Here is a 20,785-nt window from a genome sequence, read left to right on the forward strand (position 1 = left end):
ATGAACTCGCGGACATCACGTGCACCGACTCGCTGGGCGAGCTCTGCGCTGCTTCGCCTCGGCGCCCTCTCTGCCCTGAATGCGGTGGTCGCTCTGGCCCTGGCACCCGTGACGACGGTGTTGGCCACGGTGAACCCGCCCGCCTACGCGGTCGTCGCGTCGATGACGATGATGCTGCCGATGCTCGCAGCGCTGCTCGTGCCCCGTTTCGGGAGCGCGATCATCGTCGCGTTCTGTACCGGCATCTTCCTCATGATCACCCCGCTCGGGGCCATCGCCATCGTCGCCCTCTCCCTGCCCGCGCTGGTGATGGAGCTCGTCCTGCTCCTCGGACGCCTCGTCCTTCGGAGGTCCCGCCCAGGTGCCGAGGCGACGACGACCGACGTGCCGTGGACGACGTGGCTGCTCGCGTGCGCTGCCGGCGGGACCGCGATCGCCGCGATGTCGCTCCTGGTCCTCGCCCCTGGCGCAGCGACGCCCGGGCTCGTGGCGCTGCTCTTCTGCATCCGCGTGCTCACGTACACGACTCTCGGCGCGCTGATGCGACGCTTGCGCTCACAACTGCGTTCGGCCGGCCTGGTCTGATCGCCCTCCGGGGCGCGGCTGGTCGTCGAGCAGATGGATGGTGAGCGCGGCGTTGATCGCCTCTTCGCGTGAACGCACCTCGAGCTTGCTGTACAGCGAACGCACCTGCGTGCGCACGGTGTTGATGCTGACGTCGAGGCGCGCGCTGACTTCTGCGTAGCTTGCGTTGTCCATCAGCTCCCGCAGCACGGCGATCTCCCTCGGCGTGAGCTTCGGCGGCGCGGCGTGCTGGGACTCTTCCGGCGCGGTGAGGCTGTCCGGCAGGCTCGGGAGGAGGATGCCGGTCTCCATCGCGAGCGACGTGAGCTCGGCGTGTCCGATCGAGCGATGGCCGAGGAGCGGGAGCGTCAGCCCGGCGTTCGTGAGGCTCGCCGCGGCGCTCCGGAGCAGGGTGACCGCGGAGTCGCGGTGTCCGGTCCGCTGGTGGGCAGTTGCGAGGGTGAGCTCGTGATCGATGCGGTCGCGCAGGGTCGTGTCGCGCACGGGCGGATAGCGCAGCAGCACGCCGAGGGCATCGGTGTCCGACTGGCGAGCGAGGTCGACCTTCGCGCGAAGGGTGGCTGCCGGCACACGCCCGAGCACGTCGACGCCGCGGGAGTACTGCGCGGCGAGGGCGACGCGATGGGTGGCGAGCGCGACGTGCGCCGTCGAACGGTCGAGGTGCGCGGTCACGTAGCTCGGGAGTCGGCGCTGGCGCTCCGCGAGCTTCCTGATCTCCAGGATGCGGTCGAGCCCTTGGGCGGGGTCCAGTCCGATGTGCGCCCAGGTCTCGGCTTCGAGGAGGAGGTGGATGTTCTCGATGGTGCCGTAGTGGGGGTGGAGCCGCGCGAGCACCTCCAGGGCTGCTTCGTAGCGGCCCGCCTCCAGGTGCAGGTAGGCCTCAGCGAGGCGAGCGGGCGAGCCGCTGTAGTCATCGTGCCGATGCTCCTGGCCGGGGACGCTGTCCGATTCCACGATCGCCAGCTGCGCTTCGGCGAGCTCCCCCGCGATCGCGTGGGCGCCCGCGCGCAGGGAGAGCGGGAAGTACTGGGCGCGGAGCGGTGCGCGCAGGCGGCGCGCGGTCGCCGTGCCGGAGATGAGCGTCTGGAGCGCGTCCTGGGTCGCCCCGGTGAAGAGCTGCGTGGCGGCGAGCTGGGAGATCGCGTGCGGGATGACGCGGTGGGCGTGCTCGTACTCGGCTGCGGGGAACTCGGAGAGCATCCTCGAGAGGCGATCTGCGTGGTGCCTGGCTTGCTTGTACGACCCGAACACGGTTCTGGCGGCGACCATCTCGAGGAGCACGTACATGAGCTGCTCGGTGGCAGATGCGGTTCCCCGTCGAAGCCCGATTCCGGTCAGGCTGAGCGCGAAGACCTCCGCGGCTCGCCACTGGTGGTCCTTCATCGCGAGGTAGCAGAGGGCGAGTTCCACTCCGAGGAGCGGCCATCGCGCGATCGTCACGCGCGGAAGCCGTTCGAGCGCTGCGACAACCTGGGGACGGTCGTCACCCAGCTCGAACCAGTGGTCCATGACGATGCTCGAGGCAAGCGCGTAGTCGGATCCATCGACCGCGGCGGTCAGCGCCGCGTGCGGTTGGCCTCGCTCCTTGGCCCAGGCGGCGAAGGATCGGCGCTGGCCGAAGAGGGCTTTCGCGTCCTTGGCCCGCAGCGACGCACGACCTGCCCGCGCGGTGGTCGGTGTGAAGCGGAACACCGCTTGGCTCTGGCCGTCCTCCAGCACGAGTCGCTCTCGTGCGCCGAGTCCACGGCGCTCGAACTCGTCCAGCACCTGGGCTCCGGGTCGGGCGGTGAGCTGACCCGCCAGGGTCTCGTCGAGGAGGTCCGCGCCGATGGCGAGCGCGGCGAGGTCGTCGTCACCGCGGAGGATCGTCGCAGCGACGTAGTCGCCGAGCCGCTGGGTCAGCCATCGCTCGAGCACGTCGACCGTGTTCGGATGGCCCCCTCCGGAGAGCTCGAGCAGGCTGAGCTTCACGAGCGCTGGCACGCGCCCCGAAGCGCGTTCGACGACGGCGGTCAGAGCTGGGGCGCCCATTCCGGCGCTTCGCAGCTCGGCTTCGATCTCTTCGGTCGTGAACAGCAGCTCCTCGGCCGCGATGACCTGCACATCCAACGACATGCGCGTGCGAGCGTCCTCGAAGCTCGTCTCCCGTCGACTGGCGATCACGACCCGGACACCGGGCGCGCGCGTCAGCAGCGAGATGAGATCCGCCTCCACGCTCGGCTGCTCGTCGAGATACTCGAACCCGTTGACGACCAGCGTCAGGGGGTGCGCCACGAGGACGTCCTCGACAAGCGCCTCGGCCGGACGGGCGTCGCCAAGCGAGGAACGCTCGGACCCGTGCCCGGGGAGGGCCGCTGCGACGTCATGCCAGAAGCTCTCGCGGGTCGCGCCCCCTGGGTCGATGACGACGCGGACGACGTGGCGACCGTCGCCCTCATCCCACCCGTCGAGCACCCTCGACTTCCCGAAGCCCCATGGGGCGCGGATCACGACAGCCCGCGACGTGCTGGCGGAACCGAGCAGTGCTCGGAGTCGGTCACTGCGCGGTTCCTGCTGGGGGGACGGGTTCACGGTGTTCGGACGCTTCCGGGGATGGACGCTCGTGTCGGCTGGGGTCGCGCCGGTGCTGGGGGCAGCGAGCGCGAGTGCTGCGTGAGCATGATCGCACAGCTGTGGAGCACACTGATCGCGCGCGACGGCGAAGCCGCCGCTCTCGAGGCGCCCTCGGAGGGCCTAGTCCCCGCCGAGCGCTAGCAGGGGTTCACGGCGAGGTTGCCGAGTCCGATGACCATGTTCTGCGAGTTGGTCGAGTCGCCTGGCTGGAAGTAGCGGAACTCGACGGCTGAGACGGGCGCTGCCCAGGTGAGCTGCACGTTGCCCTGGTTGGACGTCGGTGCGATGTTGCCGTACGGCGTATCCATCCGGAAGGGATCCCCCGCCGTGCCGGCGCCGATGACGCGCGCCTGGCGCGCGGCGCTGAACCCTGTCGTCAGGACCTCGACGTTGTCGCGGTAGCCGTTTGTCGTGGCGTCGATGTCGAGGAGGGAGAAGCTGAGGCCGGTCACCGGGCGGTTGAAGGCGATGCGGACCGTCGCCGAGTTGTTCGGGATCGGGTTCGAGAACTCGATGCGGTAGTAGTTGCCGGTGACGCCGCCCTGGGGGCCCGCCGCAACCCGACCGCTGGCCGCCGACGGAGTGGACCCAGACGAGTACGTGATCGAGAAGGTCGCGGTGGTGGTGGGGGCGGTGCCGGGAACGGTCACCGTCGTGACGTTCGCGCCAGCCGCGAGTGCTGCCCAGTCGAGGGTTCCGGCCGTGCACTGCGATGCGGAGGCGAGGGGGGTGGCCGTGGCGGCCGCGATGATCGGCACGGACCACACTGCACCGGTGACCAGCGAACGACGAGTCAAGCCGGACTTGGCTTCGGTTTCGAGCGCGCTCATAGGGGACTCCTTGTCGAGGCGGGGGCCTCGGAAAATTCGAGAAGAGCACCGGGCGGGGGCTGCGGTGCCACACGAGTCGCGATGCCGCTGGACTCGGTGAGACCTCACTGTAGGTACGGACGAAGCCCTGTCCGGATGCCCTTAACATCGGCCTTCGCATCCGCGAGATCTCCCCGATCCCCGGGGAAAAACGTAGGTAAAACGCGACCTCGTGCGCCGAACCTGTACGCAAGCTGAGAGCCGAAAACGAGTTTGTGACACATCAGGGGTCGTCTGCGTCTCACCTGTACAAGCCCACACGGTGCATCTGCACCGGGGCAGAGACCAGAAAGACAGAAGGAAGAGCATCATGGCGAACACCACACCCAACACGACTTCCGCCCACGGCACGGCTCAGACGTCCAGCAGCGTCGTCCCGACGACTTCGAACGGACGCGGCACGACGACGATCGTCGACAGCGTCGTCGCTCGCGTCGCTGGCATCGCGGCCCGCGACGCCCGTGGTGTCTACGACCTCGGTGGCGGTGCGGCCCGCGCGATCGGCGCCATCCGCAACGCCATCAACGCCACCGACCAGAGCCAGGGCATCAGCGTCGAGGTCGGCGAGAAGCAGGTCGCCGTCGACGTGACCATCGTCGCCGAGTACCCCGTCTCCCTCCAGGACGTCGCGGACGGCGTCCGCGCCGACGTGATCCGCGCCGTCGAGACGATCGTCGGCCTCGAGGTCACCGAAGTCAACGTGACCGTCAACGACGTGCACCTCCCCTCCGAAGACAACGACACCAACACGACGGAAGAAGCGCGAGTCCAGTGAACACCGCATCCCTCACCCGAACCGGCATCCTCATCGGCGCAGTCCTCGCGCTCACCTGGATCATCCTCGGCTTCTGGGCGTTCTTCTTCGTCGCGATCGCGATGATCATCGGCGGCGTCATCGGTCGGATCCTCGAAGGAAAGCTCGACGCCAGCGCTCTCGTCGACGTCATCCGAGGACGGAACACCTCCTCATGAGCATCGCCGCGACGACACACCACGGCGCGGCGCAGCGAGGCACAACACGACTCACCGCGAAGGCCCTGACTCGTGTCGCGTCAGCTGTCGCCGGTGACGCCCTCGGGGTCGACGCAGGCAACGTCAACGTCGACCTCGACGATCACAACGGCAAACTCGCGCTCCGTGTGCGGACCGCCATCCGAGTTCCGTCGCTCGCCCGAATCCGTGAGCAGCCGAATGCGCTCGCGCGCAGCGGCGGTCCACTTCTGGAGCGAGTCGAGAACGCCAAGACAACCATCCGAGACCGCGTGCAGAGCCTCACCGGCTCCCACGTGGACCAGGTCACCGTGCGGGTGACCGGGCTCGACATCAAACCAGAGGAGCGAGTCAGATGAGCAGCCACACGTCGCTCTACTCCCGCGTCTCCCGACGCGAGACGCACTCGCCTCGGTCGGCGCTCGCGATCGTCCTCGCCGTGCTGCTCATCGTCGTCGCAGCCTGGGGCGGCACCGAGGTGGTGCTCGCGCTCCTCGCCCTCCCGGCGCTCCTCGTGGCACCGGCTGACATGTTCACCTCCACGCTCGGGGTGCTCGAGCAGCCCGCCCAGTACGTCGGCCCAGCCGGCGTCATCGTGGCCATCATCGGGCTGATCCTGCTCATCGCAGGCCTCGCCCCCGGTCGCCGTTCCCGCCACGCGCTGCGCTCCTCGCGGACCGCGACCGTCGCGGACAACGCGGTCATCGCCTCGGCGCTCGCCCGGCACGCGGCCCTCGCCGGCAGCGTCAGCCCCGACAACGTCACCGTCTCGGTGTCCCACCGCCGCGCCGACGTACGCCTCACCCCCGCATCCGGGATGCCCGTCGACGCCGCCTCCATCGAAGCGGCCGTCACACAGCAGCTCGAGCAGTACGAACTCACCCCCCGCGTCACCGCCAAGGTCCGCGTCGCAGAGAACGGGAAGGTCGGCGCATGAACAGCACGAACCGAGGCCTGAACCGGCTCCTCATCGTCGCCACAGGTCTGCTCCTGCTCACCGTCGGAGCAGCTGCGGCACTCGGCGCCTGGCTGCCCGGGGCGAAGGACACCTGGACCCCCATCTCCGAGACCGTGAACACGCAGGTCGGGAGCTGGCTCCAGCAGACACCCTTCCCCGGCACGGACTTCAGCTGGCTGATGATCGCCGTCGTCGCCGTCCTCGTGGTGGGCATCATCCTGCTCCTCGCCTTCGCCCTTCGACAGGGCCAGGGTCGGACGGGAACACTCATCCACGACCGCAGCTCGGACACGGGACGCACCGTCGTCGACGTGTCCGTCGCACGCGACGCCCTCGCTGACGCACTCGGCGAACGTGACGAGTTCCTCTCGACCAGCGTCTCCGCGTACGACGTGAAACGCACCCCAACACTCAAGGTCTCGGCGACCTGCCGACGTGGTGTCTCGCCCAGGGACGCGACGGCGATCGTCGAGCAGAACCTCGAGGCGCTCGATGCGCTCCTCGGCCAGAAGGTGCCAGTCCTGCTGCAGTTGAGCGGCGGATTCCGCGCCAAGGTGCAGCAATCGACGCGCCTCCAGTAACCACGACTCCCCACCGCGGCACCCCGATTCCGAGGAACCGCACCCCCAACAGAAAGGAACTGCCATGAGCGCAGGAGACAAGATCAAGAACGCAGCAGAAGAGTTCGGCGGCAAGGCCAAGGAAGCCCTCGGCAAGGCCACCGACAACGACAAGCTCGTCGCAGAGGGCCAGGCCGACCAGGCCAAGGCCAACGTGAAGCAGGCGGGCGAAGACGTCAAGGACGCCTTCAAGAAGTAGAGCTCACCAACACGCAGAAGCGGCAGCCGACCGAGTCGGCTGCCGCTTCGCCGTGCCCCGGCGACTCGCAGACCTGCAAACTCCGCGTCGTCCGGCGGCTCGAGCAACGCCCGCCTAGGCGACCCGCGGGTCCTGACCGTACTGCGCAGGGGCCCCAAGGTGCTCTCGGAGCGTGGCGCCCGCGTAGTCGTCGGGGTAGATGCCCCGCTCTTGCAAAAGCGGGACCACCTGGTCGACGAACGCATCGATGCCGTCCTCGTTCACGTCGACCGATACCCAGAAGCCGTCGCAGGCCCCGGCCTCGAACCACTCCTGCATGTGGTCGGCGACCACACTCGCCGGGCCGACAGGCGTCGGGTGATAGTCGATGACGCCGTGCGCCAGGATGTCGCGGATCGTCCACCCCTCCCGGGCGATCTCGAGAGCCCTCGCCGAGCGCGGGTCGTACGGGTTCGGACTCGCGGCGGCCAGCTGGCCCGCGGTCAGCGGCTTGTCGATCTGTGCCGGATCCAGGGCCGATGGCAGGTTCAGCATCTGGCCCAGGTAGCCGACGCGCGCAGGTGCGGAGAGCTCACCAAGGGCAACGCGGCGATCGAGCGCCTCACGCTTGGTCTTGCCGAGTGCTGGCATCACCCCGGCGAAGAACTTCACGTCGTCGGGGTCGCGACCGGCTGCTTGAGCGACTTCCCGGAGGGCGTTTCGCTGTTCCCGCGCATCATCGATCGTGAACACGGCCCCGATGACGCCGCTGGCGTGACGACCGGCGATCTCTGCCCCGTTGGCTCCACCGCCGGCTGAGAAGATGACGGGCTGCCCCTGCTCCGAGGGTGGGATGTTGAGCGGCCCCCGGGACGCGACGTACTGGCCCTGCAGGTTGATCGGCCGAATCTTGTCGCGGTCGGCGAACTGCCCCGTCGCCGTGTCCTTGACCCAGGCGTCCTGCTGCCAGCTGCCCCAGAGCGCCTCGACGATCTGGATCGTCTCGTGGGCTCGCTGATACCGCTCGGGCCTCGGCGCGACGAGCTGCCCGAAGTTGGCGGCCGCCCCTGGGTCGCTCGTCGTGACCGCGTTCCACCCCGCGCGACCGTGGCTCATGATGTCGAGTGCCTTGAACTGGCGCGCGATGGTGAATGGCTCGTTGAAGGTCGTGGATGCGGTGGCGACCAGGCCGATCCGGTTGGTCTCGCGGGCGATCGCGGCGAGCGTCATGAGCGGATCGATGGAGATCATGAAGGATTCACGGGACAGATCGACCTGCTCGCCCGGGAAGTCGGGGAAGAACAGGAACGCGAACTTGCCGCGCTCCGCGGCCTGGGCATACCGGACCTGCGCGTCGAAGCTCGTGTAGTTGGCCGGGTCCACGCCGGGAGCACGCCATGCTGAGCTCTGCGAGCCGTATCCGCTGCCGATGTGCAGCCCGAGGATCATCTGGCTCTTGGCCGTCATTCGCTTCGCTTCCTGTCGATATCCGTGTGCGTGCGAGGACGTCTGCGCGCCTTTCGTGCTGGTGCGAGGCCTGGCACCCACAGCGAAAAGGAGATACTCTCCACTTCAGAAGGACGATACGGAGAAGCTCTCCTCTTTGTCAACCGAGGTGCCATATGACTGAAGCAACGGCGGGAAGACCCCGCGCCCCACGAGCCGACGCTCGTCGCAACCGCGACCACATCCTCGACACCGCAGAGCAGTACTTCTCAGAGCACGGGGTCACTGGCTCGCTCGACGCGATCGCGAAGCGCGCTGGCATCGGCGCCGGCACTCTCTACCGCCACTTCCCAAACCGCGAGGCCCTGCTCGCCGCCTTGCTCACCGCACGCGACGAAACGCTTGTGGCCCGCCGCGACGAGCTCGGCGCTTCCGCCGAGAACGCAGCCGAGGCCCTGGACGGCTGGCTGAACGCGGTCACCGAATGGGCGTGCGCCTTCGATGGGCTCCCCGAACCGCTGCGCGTCGCGACGACCACCGAGCTGTCCCCCCTAGCGCTGACCTGCCAGGGCTTCATCACGACGACCGAGGAATTCCTCCTCGCCGCGCAGCGCGAGGGAAGCGCGCGCACCGACATCCGCGCGCTCGACCTCTTCCTCGCGGCGCTCGCAGCCAGCTGGGTGCGAGGCGCCGCGATGGCAGACGAGGCATCTGGCGCTGCGCTGGCGGCGCTCACGAGGAGCGGCTGGGAACTGCGAGCCGATCATTCAACCCCGAGGAGAGCAGCATGAAGCGCATCGGAATCATCGGCAGCGGATCCATCGGAGCAGCGGTCGCCCGCCTGGCGGTCGCCGCGGATTGGGAGGTGCTGATCGCGAACTCGCGCGGGCCCGCATCGCTCGCCGAGCTGATCAGGGAGCTCGGCCCACGAGCGCGGGCTGGCACTGTGAACGAGGCCGTGCAGTTTGGTGACATCCCTGTGCTGGCCGTGCCGCTGGCGGCCTACCCCAAGCTCCCCCAGGCCACCTTCGCGGGGAAGACGGTCCTGTCAACAGGGAACTACTACCCCCACCGCGACGGCCGCATCGAGCAGCTCGATACCCTCGCAACCACAACCGCCGAATACGAGCAGTCTCTGCTTCCGGATGCACGCATCGTCAAGGCGTTCAACAGCATCCTCTTCACCCACATCCCGAATCTCGCCAACTCGACGCCACGCACCGCGCTGCCGATCGCCGGCGATGACGACGCCGCCAAGGCGGGAGTCTCCGAACTCGTGAACGCTCTCGGCTTCGACACCGTCGATGCCGGCACGCTTGCCGAGTCGTGGCGCTTCGAACCGGAGTCCGGTGCCTACACGCAGGTCTACGTGGCAGATCTTGACGCGTTCCACGCGGACTACCTCAGCGACCCAGGCGCGCCACTGCCTGCCAACCGGCTCCAGACACTCCTGGAGAAGTCGACTCGAGCGGATGTGGCCGCGCGGGAGTTCTGAGCAGGGCGCGCCACCTCAGCCCTGCTGCCTACCCCGCCTGCCCGCCGGATCTCGGACGCCACTTGTCCACCGCGTGAGCTCAGCCGCGAGCGCTGCGGGAGCGTCCAGCTGGATCAGGTGGCCTGCGCCGTCGATGAGGGTGACCGAGGCGTTCGGGATGAGCGCGCCGAGCCGCTGTGCTCGGTCGCTCGGGATCCAGGTGTCCTCGCGCCCCCACACGATGTGCACGGGTTCCGTGAGGGTGCCGTAGCGCGGTTCGACCTCCGCCGTGAAGCGCTCGTCGGCCTGCGCGATCTGCCGGTAGAACGCCGCCTGCCCCTCCGCATCCGCCCACGGATCCACGAGCATGGCGAGGTCATCCGCGCTCAGGCCCTTGTGGCTGGCTCCGCGGATGTACGCCTCCACGGCGCCGCGATGCACCGCGGCCGGCAGCTGCTCGAACACCGGCGCGTGCTCTTTCACGAGGTTGAAGAACGGCGACCCCCACGGCGAGAGGGCGACGACGTCGACGAGTGCCAGCGACGCGTACGCGGCCCCGTGGAGCAGTCGAGCACGCAGTGCCACCGCGCCGCCGAAGTCGTGGGCGACGACGTGCGGCCGGTCGAGGCCCCAGGAGTCGAGCAGCTCGGCGAACAGCTCGCCCTGCACGCCGAGGTCGACGGCATGCGACGGGTCCTTCGACGAGGAGCCGTAACCGGGCATGTCCCACAGGTAGACGGTGAACTGCGCGGAGAGGGCCTCCGCGATCGGCCGCCACAGCGCCGACGACCACGGGGTGCCGTGCAGGAAGACGAGGGCTGACCCTTCCCCGAAGCTGTCCCAGCGCACGGTCCTCCCGCGCCAGGAGAACACGTTGGGCAGGCTCTCGTCGCTCATCATCCAACGATTGTGTCAGCCGCGCGGGCGGCCCCGGTTGTGACGGCGAGCTGGCGTCCCGCTCGAAGGCGGCACGCCAGCCCTCCGCCTCAGAGGTTCGCGGCGAGCCTCGTCCACGTCTCCACGACGCTGTCCGGGTTGAGCGACAGCGAGGAGATGCCACGGTCGAACAGGTACTGGGCGAGTTCGGGATGGTCGCTCGGCGCCTGCCCGCAGATGCCGACGTAGCGTCCGTGCTTCGCGCAGGCGTCGATCGCGAGGTCGATGAGGCGAAGCACCGCGGGGTTGCGCTCGTCGAAGCTGTCCGAGATGAGGCCGGAGTCGCGGTCGATGCCGAGCGTCAGCTGCGTGAGGTCGTTCGAGCCGATGGAGAAGCCGTCGACGAGCTCCAGGAATTGCTCTGCGAGGAGCGCGTTGGAGGGCACCTCGCACATCATGATCACCTCGAGGCCGTTCTGGCCGCGGCGCAGCCCGTTCTCCGCGAGGCGCTCGACAACCGCGCGGGCCTCCTCGACCGTGCGCACGAATGGGATCATGACCTTCACGTTCGTGAGCCCCATGTCGTCCCGGACGACCCTGATCGCCTCGCACTCGAGCGCGAACGCCTCGGCGAAGTCGTCGGAGATGTACCTCGCGGCACCGCGGAAGCCGAGCATCGGGTTCTCCTCGACGGGCTCGTAGCGGGCACCCCCGAGCAGCCCCGCGTACTCGTTCGACTTGAAGTCGGAGAGCCGCACGATGACGGGCTTCCCGTCGAACGCGGCGGCGAGCGTCGCGACGCCCTCGGCGAGGCGGCGCACGAAGAAGTCGGCGGGAGAGTCGTAGGCGGCGATGCGCTCGTCGATGGCGGCGCGGATGCTCGCCTCCTGGTCGTCGAGCTCGAGCAGCGCACGGGGGTGCACGCCGATCTGGCGCGAGATGACGAACTCCATGCGCGCGAGCCCCACGCCGTCGTTCGGCAGGGCGGCGAGCGTGAACGCGGCGTCCGGGTTGCCGACGTTGAGCATGATCTTGCCCGGCAGCTCCGGGAAGGAGTCGAGCTCGATGCGCTCGACCTCGATGGGGAGGATGCCGGCGAGCACAGCCCCCGTCTCGCCCTCGGCGCAGGTCACGGTGACCTCGTCGCCGTCCGAGAGGCGCTCGGTCGCGTCGCCGGCCCCGACCACGGCGGGCACGCCGAGCTCGCGGGCGATGATCGCGGCGTGACAGGTGCGGCCGCCGCGGTTCGTGACGATCGCGGAGGCGCGCTTCATGATCGGCTCCCAGTCGGGGTCGGTCATGTCGGCGACCAGCACGTCACCCTGGCGGAACTCGCTCATCTGCGAGGGGGAGGTGAGCAGGCGCACGACGCCAGCGCCGATGCGCTGCCCGATCGCCCGACCTTCGACGAGCGTCGCGCTGCGCTCCAGCAGGCTGTGCCGCTCGAGAGTGCCGGCAGCTCGCCGCGAGACGACGGTCTCCGGGCGGGCCTGCAGGATGTAGATGCGCCCGTCGATGCCGTCCTTGCCCCACTCGATGTCCATGGGCCGCCCGTAGTGCTCCTCGATCGCGAGCGCCGCCTCGGCCAGCTCGGTGACCTCGGCGTCGGTGACGGAGAACTGGCGCTGCGCATCCGGTGCCGTCTCGACGAACTCGGTGGTGCGCCCGACGCGGGTGTCGTCCGTGAAGACCATGCGGGTCGCCTTGCTGCCGACTCGGCGCGACAGCACGGCGGGCCGCCCCTCGCGGAGGGTGCGCTTGTGCACCGTGAACTCGTCGGGGTTGACCGCGCCCTGCACGACCCCCTCGCCCAGCCCGTAGGCGCTCGTCACGAACACCGCGCCGTCGTAACCCGACTCGGTGTCGACGCTGAACATGACCCCGGCTGCGCCCTCGTCGGAGCGCACCATGCGCTGCACGCCGACGGAGATCGCGATGCCGGTGTGCGCGAAGCCCTGGTGCACGCGGTAGGCGATGGCGCGGTCGGTGAACAGCGACGCGAAGACCTTGCGGGTGGCGGCGAGCACGTTCTCGATGCCCGCGATGTTGAGGAACGTCTCCTGCTGCCCCGCGAACGACGCGTCCGGCAGGTCCTCCGCGGTGGCGCTCGAGCGCACCGCGACGAGCAGCTGGGCGTCGGTCTCCGCGTCCAGACGGGCGAAGGCTTCGCGCATGGCTGCTTCGAGCTCCGCGGCGAGCGGGGCGGCCTCGATGCGAGCGCGGATGCGGGCGCCGACGATCGCGAGGCGCGCCACGTCGTCGACGTCGAGGCCCACGATCTCACCGCGGATCCACGCGTCGATGCCCGTCTCGCGCAGGTGCCGGTTGAAGGCGCTCGCCGTCGTGGCGAAGCCGTCCGGCACACGCACTCCGGCGTCCGTGAGGTTCGCGATGAGCTCGCCGAGCGAGGCGTTCTTGCCGCCAACCTCGGGGATGTCCGAGAGGCGCACCGCGCTGAAGGGGAGGACGTACGCCTCGTTGCTCGCGGATGCGTCTGCGGAGGTCGGGGGTTCGTGGAGCAGCGTCATGGTGAGTCCTTGGGTGTCGTCGTTGACGGTTGTTGACGGGATGAACTCAGTATTCGTCGCGAACTAAGCACTCTTTCGTGAAAATGCGTGTAAAGAAGTGCTGTTCTTGCGCTAGCGTCATGCTATGCCCGCCGACGTGTACACCGCCTCCGTGCTCGGAGCCCGCATCCGCCACTACCGCTCGCTCGCGAAGCTCACTCTCGACGACCTCGCGGCACAGCTCGAGACGAGCCCCAGCCGCATCTCGCTCATCGAGAACGGACGCCGCGAGCCGAAGCCCTCGGAGCTCCCCTCCTTCGCGAGGGCCCTCGGGGTGACGGTCGAGGACCTCGTGCGCGCCGAAGCGCCGAACAGCCGCGCCGCGCTCGAGCTCGAGCTGAAGCGCGCCCAGTCGTCCCCGCTGTTTGCGGGCCTCGGGCTCCCCAAGCTGCGCGGGGGCAAGGGCATGCCAGACGACACCCTGGAGACACTCGTCGGCCTGCACCGGGAACTCGAGCGACGCGCACAGGCCGCCTCTGCGACGCCCGAGGAGGCGCGCATCCGCAACACACAGCAGCGGGCGTGGATGCGGGAACGCAACAACTACCTGCCGGAGATCGAGGCGGTCGCCGAGGAGCGCCTCCGCCAGGTCGGGCACGTCGCGGGGGCGCTCACGCACCGCGAGGTGCACCTCATGGTCGAGCAGCTCGGCCTCGAAATCGTCTATGCCGACGACCTCCCCCGTTCCACGCGCAGCATCACCGACCTCGAGAACGGGCGCATCTACCTGCCGCCGGAGTCGATCCCGGGCGGGCACGGGCTGCGATCCATCGCCCTCCAGGCCGTCGCCCACCGCATCCTTGGCCATACGCCTCCCGATTCGTACGCCGACTTCCTGCGCCAGCGGCTCGAGATCAACTACTTCGCGGCCGCCTGCCTCATCCCGCGCACGCAGGCCGTCGACTTCCTGAGCGCCCGCAAGAAGGACCGCGACCTCGCCGTGGAGGACTTCCGCGATGCGTTCGGCGTCACCCACGAGGCGGCCGCCCTGCGCATGACGAACCTCATGACCGAGCACCTCGGGATGCGCGTGCACTTCCTGCGCGTCGGCGCCGTCGGGGAGGTCTACAAGGCCTACGAGAACGACGATCTCCCCCTGCCGCTCGACGTGACCGGCGCCGTCGAGGGGCAGATCGTCTGCCGCCGCTGGGGGGCGAGGCGTGCGACGGAGATCGAGCACCGCACGACCGAGTTCTGGCAGTACACGGACACGCCCGCCGGCACGTTCTGGAGCACCATCCAGACGGGCAGGTCCGCCGAGGGCGCCTTCTCGATCACCTTCGGGGTGCCCTTCGACGACGCGAAGTACTTCCGCGGCCGCGACACCGAGAACCGCCAGGTGTCGCGCTGCCCCGACGAGACCTGCTGCCGGCGGCCCGACCCGACCCTCGCGGCACGCTGGTCCGGGCGCGCCTGGCCGAGCGCCCGCCTGCACGCGCAGATCCTCGCATCCCTCCCCGCTGGCCGGTTCCCAGGCGTCGACGACAGCGAGATCTACGCTTATCTGGAACGCCACGCGCCCTGATCTCCGGGCCGCGAGCACTCCCCCGCACGACAGATCGGAGCACGACGATGACCCACGCTGAGCACCTCGACGACCTCACCCTCGAAGAGAAGGCGTCCCTGACGAGCGGCGGGAGCTTCTGGTCGACGAAGTCGGTCGAGCGTGTCGGCATCCCGGTGGTGACGCTGACGGATGGGCCGCACGGGGTGCGCCTGCAGCGGGAGGGCGGCGACCACCTCGGCCTCGCCGACAGCGTCCCGGCCACGTGCTTCCCGCCCGCCGTCGCGCTCGGCTCGAGCTGGGACGCGGACCTCGTGCGCCGCGTGGGTGTCGCGCTCGGCGAGGAGGCCAAGGCGGAGGGTGTCGGCGTGCTGCTCGGCCCCGGCATCAACATCAAGCGGTCCCCGCTGTGCGGGCGCAACTTCGAGTACTTCTCCGAGGACCCGCTCGTGAGCGGCGTCATGGGCTCTGCCCTCGTCGGCGGCCTGCAGAGCCAGGGCGTCGGGTCGTCGCTCAAGCACTTCGCCGCGAACAACCAGGAGACCGACCGGCTGCGGATCAGCGCCGACGTCGACGAGCGCCCCCTCCGCGAGATCTACCTGCGCGCCTTCCAGCGCGTCGTCACCGAGCAGCAGCCGTGGACCGTCATGTGCTCCTACAACAAGATCAACGGCGTCTACGCGTCCGAGAACCACTGGCTGCTCACCACCGTCCTCCGCGAGGAGTGGGGCTACGAGGGCCTCGTCGTCTCCGACTGGGGCGCCGTCGACGACCGCGTCACCGGCATCGCGGCCGGGCTCGACCTCGAGATGCCGGCCAGCGGCGGGCGCACCGATGCTCAGCTCGTGGATGCGGTGCGCTCCGGCGACCTCGACGAGCAGCACGTGACCACCGCCGCCCGCCGCTCGCTGGAGCTCGTCGACAAGATCGTCGCGGGCGCAGACGCATCCGCAAGCTACGACGCGGAGGCACACCACGCGCTTGCCCGCGAGGCCGCCGGGCACAGCATCGTGCTACTGAAGAACGAGGGCGAGCTTCTCCCGCTCGCCCCCGCCTCGAGCGAGAGCATCGCGGTGATCGGCGAGTTCGCGCGCACTCCCCGCTACCAGGGCGCCGGCAGCTCGCTCATCAACCCGACCCGGCTCGACGACGCCCTCACGGAGCTGAGCCGGGTTGCCGGCGACCGGGTCCGATTCGCGCCCGGCTTCACGCTCGACGACTCCGGCGACGCCGACGCGCTGCGAGCGGATGCGGTCGAGGCCGCCGCGAGCGCATCCGTCGCCGTCCTCTTCCTCGGCCTGCCAGCGCACGAGGAGTCCGAGGGCTTCGACCGCGCGCACATCGACCTCCCCGCCGAGCAGCTCGAGCTGCTCGAGGCCGTGCACGCGGCGAACGAGCACGTCATCGTCGTGCTCTCCAACGGCGGTGTCGTCCGCACCTCGACGTGGCAGGACCTCGCCCCGTCGATCGTCGAGGGCTGGCTCCTCGGGCAGGCCGGCGGCGGGGCGATCGCCGACGTGCTCTTCGGCCTCGTCAACCCGTCCGGGCGCCTCGCCGAGACGGTTCCCGTGCGCCTCGAGGATTCCCCGGCGCACGTCGGGTTCCCCGGCGCGTTCGGCCACGTGCGCTACGGCGAGGACATCTTCGTCGGCTACCGCGGCTACGACGCGCGTGCAAGCGAGGTCTCGTTCCCGTTCGGCCACGGCCTGTCGTACACGAGCTTCGCCTACGAGAACCTCGCCGTCGAGGTCGACGACAGCGGTCTGCGCATCCAAGTGGATCTCACCAACACGGGGAGCAGGGACGGCCGCGAGGTCGTGCAGGTCTACACGGGCCTCCCCGGCTCCGCCGTACCCCGCGCGACGCGCTCGCTCGCTGCGTTCGCTGTCGTCGAGGTGGCTGCCGGCTCGACGGTCCCCGTCACCATCGAGGTGCCGCGCTCCGAGCTCGCCTACTTCCACCCGATCGCCGGGCAGTGGACGGTCGAGGGCGGCGAGTACCTCGTCGAGGTTGGTGCCTCGAGCCGCGACCTCCGCGCCTCGACGCAGGTAGCGGTCGCGGGTGACGAGCTCGCGCTCCCCCTCGACGAGACCTCGACGATCGCCGAGTGGCTCGACGACGAGCGGGGTGGCCCACTGCTGCGCACCGCACTGCTCGAGGGCGACAGCGGCCTGGCCGGAATGCTGGCCGACCCGGAGATGCTCAAGATGCTCGGCTCCATGCCGCTCGGGCGAGTAGCTGCGTTCCCCGGCAGCCCACTCGATGAGGCGGCGCTCGGCGGGCTCGTGCAGAACGCGAAGGGGTAACAGAGAGCGCAAAGGGCGAGCGGAGCGCCGGCGACGTGCCGGTTCGGGGATCCCGGACCGGCACATCGATTCAGGCGGGCAGCACCGCCCGAACCTGCGCGCGCACCTGCTCGACGAGGTCGTCGTCGGACAACGAGGCGTTGATCGACGCGGCCATGGTCGTGAACATGATGGCGGAGACGACCTGCGCAAGCGTGCGCGCGGTGTCGTTCGTGGCAGCGGTCTCCCGCTCGATGACGTCGGCGACCAGGTCCTGGGTCTGGCTCGTCAGTGCCAGCGCCTCTGCATGCCGAGGCTCTTCCGGGTCGCCGAAGACCATCTCCCGCAGGTAGGTTCGCCCGTTCTCGATCTGCTTGCGGTTGCACGCGACGACGGGGCGAAGCACGGCAAGCACGCCGTCGAGCGCGCCGGTCGTCTCGGCCACAGCCGCCCGACCCTCCTCGAGCGCAGCCTCGTACATGGAGTTCTGCACGAGCAGCAGCAGCTCGCCCTTGGTCTTGGCGTAGAGGAACAGCGTTCCGGTGCCGATGTCGGCGCGGTCCGCGATCTCCTGCGTGGTGACGTCATCGACCCCGCGCTCGGCGAAGAGCTCGCCAGCAGCCGCCGTGATGCGCTCGAGCTTGTCGAGCTTGTTTCGCTCGCGGCGACCCATCGGACGGACGTCGGTGGTCATCCAGATCTCCTCCGGGAATAATTCGTGAGCATGCTCAGTTATGAGTTTAGTCGCTAAGGTGTGGGTTCGGTACCCGTGCCGATTCTTCCACGCCGCCGCAGCGCCCATCCGCTGCCCGGAGGTCCGCGACAACCCACCGACTAGAAAGAGCCCCACATGCCTTCACTCAACGGAGCAGTTGTCCTCGTCACCGGCGCGAACGGGGGCATCGGCACGAACTTCGTCCGCGAGGCCCTCGCCCGCGGCGCCGCCAAGGTCTACGCCACGGCCCGCACGCCACGAACCTGGGACGACGAGCGGGTCGTGCCCCTCGCCCTCGACGTCACCGACTCGGCATCCATCGCCGCCGTCGTCGAGGCGGCACCCGACGTGACCGTGCTCATCAACAACGCCGGGGCCTCGGTCTCGTCCCCGGGCATCCTGTCGCACAGCGACGAGGAGATCCGGGCGAACGTCGCGACCAACTTCCTCGGCCCCGTCTTCCTCGCGCGCGCCTACGCGCCGCTCCTCTCGAACCGTGAGGGCGCAGCCATCATCGACGTGCACTCGGCACTCAGCTGGTACGCGGTCAACGGCATCTACAGCGCCACGAAGGCCGCACTCTGGTCGGCGACGAACTCGCTGCGCCTCGAACTCCAGCCGGCAGGCGTGCACGTCGTGGGCGTCCACGTCGGCTGGGTCGACACGGCCATGGCCGCGCACACCGATGACCCGAAGACCGACCCGGCCGTGCTCGTCTCGAAGGTCTTCGACGCGACCGAGGCAGGCGAGTACGAGGTGCTCGCCGACGAGACGTCGGTGCAGCTGAGGGCAGGCCTCAGTGCCCCGCTCGAAGCGGTCTACCCGCAGCTCAGCCGCGCGACCAGCTAGCGGCAGAACCGCAGAGTGGTGTGACGTTCGAGCCCAGCGGACATGCCAATCTCCAAGATTCAGTGGAGCACTGGCCGTAGCAGCCGCCGGAAGGAGGAGTCGTTCGCGCAGGCTCCGCCCCGAAAAGGCCTGATCCACGAGCGGCGGTCACACCTCGGGATCGGGGGGTGATTTTCCGGCGAGTGCGTTTCGCATGCGCCTGACGGTTCCGAAACCGGACCCTCTAGCAGCCATCTCAGCGGCGACGCCATCTGCGATCAACCGCTCAGCGAGGCGCACTCTTGCGCGTCGAAGATAGACCGACGGGGTCTCGCCAGTTGCCGCGAAAGCGCGATAGAGGTGCGGCTGCGAGACCCCGAGCGCGGTCGCCATCGAATACACCGTGGTCGCCGCATCTCCCGCGAACAGGGCCACATACTTCACGGCCTCGTTGTAGACACGAGCGAGTTCACTGCTCGCGCTCGACATCGTTCGAAGTTCGGTATGGGTAGCGAGCGCCCAAATCAACGCCTCAACGGCCAGCCCAACCCGCTTGAAGGCGGCGTCCTGCACGCTCGCTCGACTGCTGAGAATGGAAGCGGAGGCATCGATCAAGATCTGCAGGTACGTCGCCGATGCAGCGGCAGCGCTCACATAATTGTCCGTGACCGGTTGGGGGCGAGGGAAGATCACGAGCAGATTACTGACCGGCACGTCGGCACTCTTGCCGACGAGGTCTTCGGGGTTCGCGAAGAGCACGCGACCGGGCGTGAGTCTCTCCTTGACCCCCGCAACCTCGACCTCGACCTCACCCTCGAGACATGCCAGGAGCAACCGAGCGGCTCCCCCCGCAAACACCCGCGGGACCACGTAGCGGAACGACGCTGCCGTGTGTCGATATCGACTCAGCGCGAAGGTCTCACTCTTCACCACGTCACCATGCAGTTCGAAGCCCTCACCGGGCGATTGAATGTGCCAACCCCAGGCTCGCGCCGTCTCCACCGCAGCCTGACCAACCTCATCGACGGAGAGGGACATCGTCCGCGCGAGCCCTGCGCACCCTGCACCCTGGTGCGCGTCGAATCCGGGGCTGTTGGGCTGTCGAGACACAAACACTCCATCCGTCGGACGTCAAAGGAAGAGCTCACAACTGAAAGCGACGCATCGGGCAGCAGCGTTCGTGGCGGTTGCTCGGCTCAAAGATGAGACGAACGTGCGGGCTCATTCGTCACGTTATGGGACATCGGCCAGTGCCAATGCCACGAAACACCCGGATAAATCCTGCTTCGGCCCTGGAAATAGCGGATCACAACAGATCGAAGCACCCGACAGAATGATTTCGGTCAACGCTCAGAACGGAAATGGCATTGAGCACCAACTGGCCACAGTTGAACATCAAAAAACCTGATCAAAAGGCATTTATTGACCGGCCCATTCAATGAGAAGGACCGACCCTCACACTGCACCGAGAAAGCGGTCTATGCCTATGCTCACTCCGCGGCTGTGAGTTCACTTCAACATGTGCGCCGCACGTCAACTGCCTTGCCCCCGCACTGAAGAAAGTAGTCCTCCATGCCTTCCCCCGAACAGCAATCCACCGTCACCCGCCGATCAATCGTCCAAGGCGCTGCCTGGTCCCTCCCAGTGATCGCGACGGCGGTCGCCGCACCTGCGTACGCCGCGTCGAACTGCATCCCGGCCGCGAATGCTGGCCAGTACGCCTACACGATCTCCAGCACCGGTGCTCGCAACTTCCCTCGCGACAACGGCCTCGGCTCAGGTGAGTACTACCGCGTTCCCACCAACACCAACATCGCCATCACGACCACCTTCTCGTACACCGGCCCGCAGCCACTCCCGGTCGGATCACGAATCACCGTGAGCTACGCGGATGGCGCGCGCCAGATCACCCTCGGCCAGACATCCATCAGCGGAGCTCCCGCCGGAAGCCTCACGGCACCCGCTTCGCAGACTGCGACCTCTCCCTCGATGGTCTACACGACGACGCAGCCGATTCCGGCGAACACCACGATCACGATCACGAGCTTCGCTCGATCTGCGAACTCCATCAACGGCAACGCGGACTACCCGCTCGCACGGGTTGCCCTGCCCAACTCGTGCGATGGCACATCGCTCAACTCCCGCCTCGTCGTCAACGGACGCTCGCAGAGCTCCTCCGCGACCCAGGGCTCCGGCACCCCGCTCTGGTACTACAACATCTTCAACGGCTAACCACCCTTCAACCAGCGCCGCACCCACGCGGAATGCTGGCCACTG

20 protein-coding genes are annotated in these 20,785 nt (G+C 68.6%); 13 read left to right on the top strand and 7 right to left on the bottom strand.

Translation table 11 applies throughout. The features are described 5' to 3' along the window. A complete protein-coding gene (locus C5E05_RS11810) occupies positions 1-585 on the top strand; it encodes a hypothetical protein (protein WP_104342037.1) in 585 nt (194 codons plus the stop codon). Here the strand turns inward: C5E05_RS11810 and C5E05_RS11815 are convergent. Further along, the gene (locus tag C5E05_RS11815; protein WP_104342038.1) at positions 556-3,156 is read right to left on the bottom strand and encodes a LuxR C-terminal-related transcriptional regulator; all 2,601 of its coding nucleotides are present in this window, start codon (positions 3,154-3,156) and stop codon (positions 556-558) included. The genes C5E05_RS11810 and C5E05_RS11815 overlap by 30 nt on opposite strands. Before the next feature lie 179 nt (positions 3,157-3,335). Continuing rightward, positions 3,336-4,028, bottom strand: coding sequence for a hypothetical protein (locus C5E05_RS11820; protein ID WP_104342039.1), 693 nt, complete (start codon positions 4,026-4,028; stop codon positions 3,336-3,338). 349 nt (positions 4,029-4,377) lie between these two features. Here C5E05_RS11820 and C5E05_RS11825 point away from each other — a divergent pair, with 349 nt between their 5' ends. The 6 genes from C5E05_RS11825 (at position 4,378) to C5E05_RS11850 (ending at position 6,834) form a co-directional block, all read left to right on the top strand. Beyond that, positions 4,378-4,842 carry an Asp23/Gls24 family envelope stress response protein gene (locus C5E05_RS11825; RefSeq protein WP_104342040.1) on the top strand — a complete coding sequence of 155 codons (465 nt, stop codon included), beginning with the start codon at positions 4,378-4,380 and terminating at the stop codon, positions 4,840-4,842. Beyond that, complete coding sequence (locus tag C5E05_RS11830) at positions 4,839-5,039, top strand: DUF2273 domain-containing protein (RefSeq protein ID WP_104243617.1); 201 nt, start codon at positions 4,839-4,841, stop codon at positions 5,037-5,039. The genes C5E05_RS11825 and C5E05_RS11830 overlap by 4 nt, the downstream gene beginning before the upstream one ends. Further along, the gene (locus C5E05_RS11835) at positions 5,036-5,416 is read left to right on the top strand and encodes a hypothetical protein (RefSeq protein ID WP_104342041.1); all 381 of its coding nucleotides are present in this window, start codon (positions 5,036-5,038) and stop codon (positions 5,414-5,416) included. The genes C5E05_RS11830 and C5E05_RS11835 overlap by 4 nt, the downstream gene beginning before the upstream one ends. Further along, positions 5,413-5,994 (top strand): DUF6286 domain-containing protein, encoded by a 582-nt coding sequence (locus tag C5E05_RS11840; RefSeq protein ID WP_104342042.1) that lies wholly within the window; start codon positions 5,413-5,415, stop codon positions 5,992-5,994. The genes C5E05_RS11835 and C5E05_RS11840 overlap by 4 nt, the downstream gene beginning before the upstream one ends. After that, positions 5,991-6,596 carry a hypothetical protein gene (locus C5E05_RS11845; RefSeq protein ID WP_104342043.1) on the top strand — a complete coding sequence of 202 codons (606 nt, stop codon included), beginning with the start codon at positions 5,991-5,993 and terminating at the stop codon, positions 6,594-6,596. Before C5E05_RS11840 ends, C5E05_RS11845 begins: the two co-directional genes overlap by 4 nt. Positions 6,597-6,660: 64 nt before the next feature. Next, on the top strand, positions 6,661-6,834 hold the full coding sequence (locus C5E05_RS11850; protein WP_104243312.1) for a CsbD family protein: 174 nt from the start codon (positions 6,661-6,663) through the stop codon (positions 6,832-6,834). Between the two features lie 114 nt (positions 6,835-6,948). Here C5E05_RS11850 and C5E05_RS11855 read toward each other — a convergent pair whose 3' ends face one another. Next, the gene (locus tag C5E05_RS11855; protein ID WP_104342044.1) at positions 6,949-8,280 is read right to left on the bottom strand and encodes an NtaA/DmoA family FMN-dependent monooxygenase; all 1,332 of its coding nucleotides are present in this window, start codon (positions 8,278-8,280) and stop codon (positions 6,949-6,951) included. Positions 8,281-8,435: 155 nt separating this feature from the next. On the opposite strand from C5E05_RS11855, the gene C5E05_RS20530 reads away from it, so the two are divergent. Both C5E05_RS20530 and C5E05_RS11865 read left to right on the top strand, forming a co-directional pair. Next, complete coding sequence (locus C5E05_RS20530) at positions 8,436-9,050, top strand: TetR/AcrR family transcriptional regulator (RefSeq protein WP_104342045.1); 615 nt, start codon at positions 8,436-8,438, stop codon at positions 9,048-9,050. After that, a complete protein-coding gene (locus C5E05_RS11865; RefSeq protein ID WP_104243630.1) occupies positions 9,047-9,754 on the top strand; it encodes an NADPH-dependent F420 reductase in 708 nt (235 codons plus the stop codon). Before C5E05_RS20530 ends, C5E05_RS11865 begins: the two co-directional genes overlap by 4 nt. 15 nt (positions 9,755-9,769) lie before the next feature. On the opposite strand, the gene C5E05_RS11870 is transcribed toward C5E05_RS11865, so the two are convergent. Then, entirely contained in the window at positions 9,770-10,633 is an 864-nt protein-coding gene (locus C5E05_RS11870) for an alpha/beta fold hydrolase (RefSeq protein ID WP_258064855.1), read from the bottom strand. An 86-nt stretch (positions 10,634-10,719) separates the two neighbouring features. After that, positions 10,720-13,137, bottom strand: coding sequence for a phosphoenolpyruvate synthase (gene ppsA / locus C5E05_RS11875; protein ID WP_104342047.1), 2,418 nt, complete (start codon positions 13,135-13,137; stop codon positions 10,720-10,722). A gap of 124 nt (positions 13,138-13,261) precedes the next feature. On the opposite strand from ppsA, the gene C5E05_RS11880 reads away from it, so the two are divergent. Together C5E05_RS11880 and C5E05_RS11885 are read left to right on the top strand one after the other, a co-directional pair. Next, positions 13,262-14,701, top strand: a complete 1,440-nt coding sequence (locus C5E05_RS11880) for a helix-turn-helix domain-containing protein (protein WP_104300036.1) — start codon at positions 13,262-13,264, stop codon at positions 14,699-14,701. A 47-nt stretch (positions 14,702-14,748) separates the two neighbouring features. Further along, positions 14,749-16,986: a beta-glucosidase gene (locus C5E05_RS11885; RefSeq protein WP_104342048.1), complete on the top strand. Its 2,238-nt coding sequence runs from the start codon at positions 14,749-14,751 to the stop codon at positions 16,984-16,986. 70 nt (positions 16,987-17,056) lie between these two features. Here C5E05_RS11885 and C5E05_RS11890 read toward each other — a convergent pair whose 3' ends face one another. Continuing rightward, positions 17,057-17,659: a TetR/AcrR family transcriptional regulator gene (locus tag C5E05_RS11890; RefSeq protein ID WP_104307455.1), complete on the bottom strand. Its 603-nt coding sequence runs from the start codon at positions 17,657-17,659 to the stop codon at positions 17,057-17,059. 156 nt (positions 17,660-17,815) lie between these two features. On the opposite strand from C5E05_RS11890, the gene C5E05_RS11895 reads away from it, so the two are divergent. Continuing rightward, positions 17,816-18,529, top strand: coding sequence for an SDR family oxidoreductase (locus tag C5E05_RS11895; RefSeq protein ID WP_104300042.1), 714 nt, complete (start codon positions 17,816-17,818; stop codon positions 18,527-18,529). Between the two features lie 147 nt (positions 18,530-18,676). Here the strand turns inward: C5E05_RS11895 and C5E05_RS11900 are convergent, their stop codons facing one another. Then, the gene (locus tag C5E05_RS11900) at positions 18,677-19,546 is read right to left on the bottom strand and encodes a helix-turn-helix domain-containing protein (RefSeq protein ID WP_146081104.1); all 870 of its coding nucleotides are present in this window, start codon (positions 19,544-19,546) and stop codon (positions 18,677-18,679) included. 534 nt (positions 19,547-20,080) lie between these two features. Between C5E05_RS11900 and C5E05_RS11905 the strand changes: the two genes are divergently transcribed. Then, positions 20,081-20,740, top strand: coding sequence for a hypothetical protein (locus C5E05_RS11905; protein WP_146081105.1), 660 nt, complete (start codon positions 20,081-20,083; stop codon positions 20,738-20,740). Positions 20,741-20,785 lie beyond the last annotated feature (45 nt).

Source organism: Pseudoclavibacter sp. AY1H1 (assembly GCF_002931055.1).
GTDB lineage: Bacteria > Actinomycetota > Actinomycetes > Actinomycetales > Microbacteriaceae > Pseudoclavibacter.

Bases quoted from the DNA above. Each gene is read 5' to 3' on its own strand.
- C5E05_RS11885 (WP_104342048.1), top strand. From the start codon at position 14,749: ATGACCCACGCTGAGCACCTCGACGACCTCACCCTCGAAGAGAAGGCG.
- C5E05_RS11835 (WP_104342041.1), top strand. From the start codon at position 5,036: ATGAGCATCGCCGCGACGACACACCACGGCGCGGCGCAGCGAGGCACA.
- C5E05_RS11820 (WP_104342039.1), bottom strand. From the start codon at position 4,028: ATGAGCGCGCTCGAAACCGAAGCCAAGTCCGGCTTGACTCGTCGTTCG.
- C5E05_RS11895 (WP_104300042.1), top strand. From the start codon at position 17,816: ATGCCTTCACTCAACGGAGCAGTTGTCCTCGTCACCGGCGCGAACGGG.
- C5E05_RS11880 (WP_104300036.1), top strand. From the start codon at position 13,262: ATGCCCGCCGACGTGTACACCGCCTCCGTGCTCGGAGCCCGCATCCGC.
- C5E05_RS11825 (WP_104342040.1), top strand. From the start codon at position 4,378: ATGGCGAACACCACACCCAACACGACTTCCGCCCACGGCACGGCTCAG.
- C5E05_RS11850 (WP_104243312.1), top strand. From the start codon at position 6,661: ATGAGCGCAGGAGACAAGATCAAGAACGCAGCAGAAGAGTTCGGCGGC.
- C5E05_RS11865 (WP_104243630.1), top strand. From the start codon at position 9,047: ATGAAGCGCATCGGAATCATCGGCAGCGGATCCATCGGAGCAGCGGTC.
- C5E05_RS11845 (WP_104342043.1), top strand. From the start codon at position 5,991: ATGAACAGCACGAACCGAGGCCTGAACCGGCTCCTCATCGTCGCCACA.
- C5E05_RS11810 (WP_104342037.1), top strand. From the start codon at position 1: ATGAACTCGCGGACATCACGTGCACCGACTCGCTGGGCGAGCTCTGCG.
- C5E05_RS20530 (WP_104342045.1), top strand. From the start codon at position 8,436: ATGACTGAAGCAACGGCGGGAAGACCCCGCGCCCCACGAGCCGACGCT.
- C5E05_RS11840 (WP_104342042.1), top strand. From the start codon at position 5,413: ATGAGCAGCCACACGTCGCTCTACTCCCGCGTCTCCCGACGCGAGACG.
- C5E05_RS11890 (WP_104307455.1), bottom strand. From the start codon at position 17,659: ATGACCACCGACGTCCGTCCGATGGGTCGCCGCGAGCGAAACAAGCTC.
- ppsA (WP_104342047.1), bottom strand. From the start codon at position 13,137: ATGACGCTGCTCCACGAACCCCCGACCTCCGCAGACGCATCCGCGAGC.
- C5E05_RS11900 (WP_146081104.1), bottom strand. From the start codon at position 19,546: ATGTCCCTCTCCGTCGATGAGGTTGGTCAGGCTGCGGTGGAGACGGCG.
- C5E05_RS11870 (WP_258064855.1), bottom strand. From the start codon at position 10,633: ATGATGAGCGACGAGAGCCTGCCCAACGTGTTCTCCTGGCGCGGGAGG.
- C5E05_RS11905 (WP_146081105.1), top strand. From the start codon at position 20,081: ATGCCTTCCCCCGAACAGCAATCCACCGTCACCCGCCGATCAATCGTC.
- C5E05_RS11855 (WP_104342044.1), bottom strand. From the start codon at position 8,280: ATGACGGCCAAGAGCCAGATGATCCTCGGGCTGCACATCGGCAGCGGA.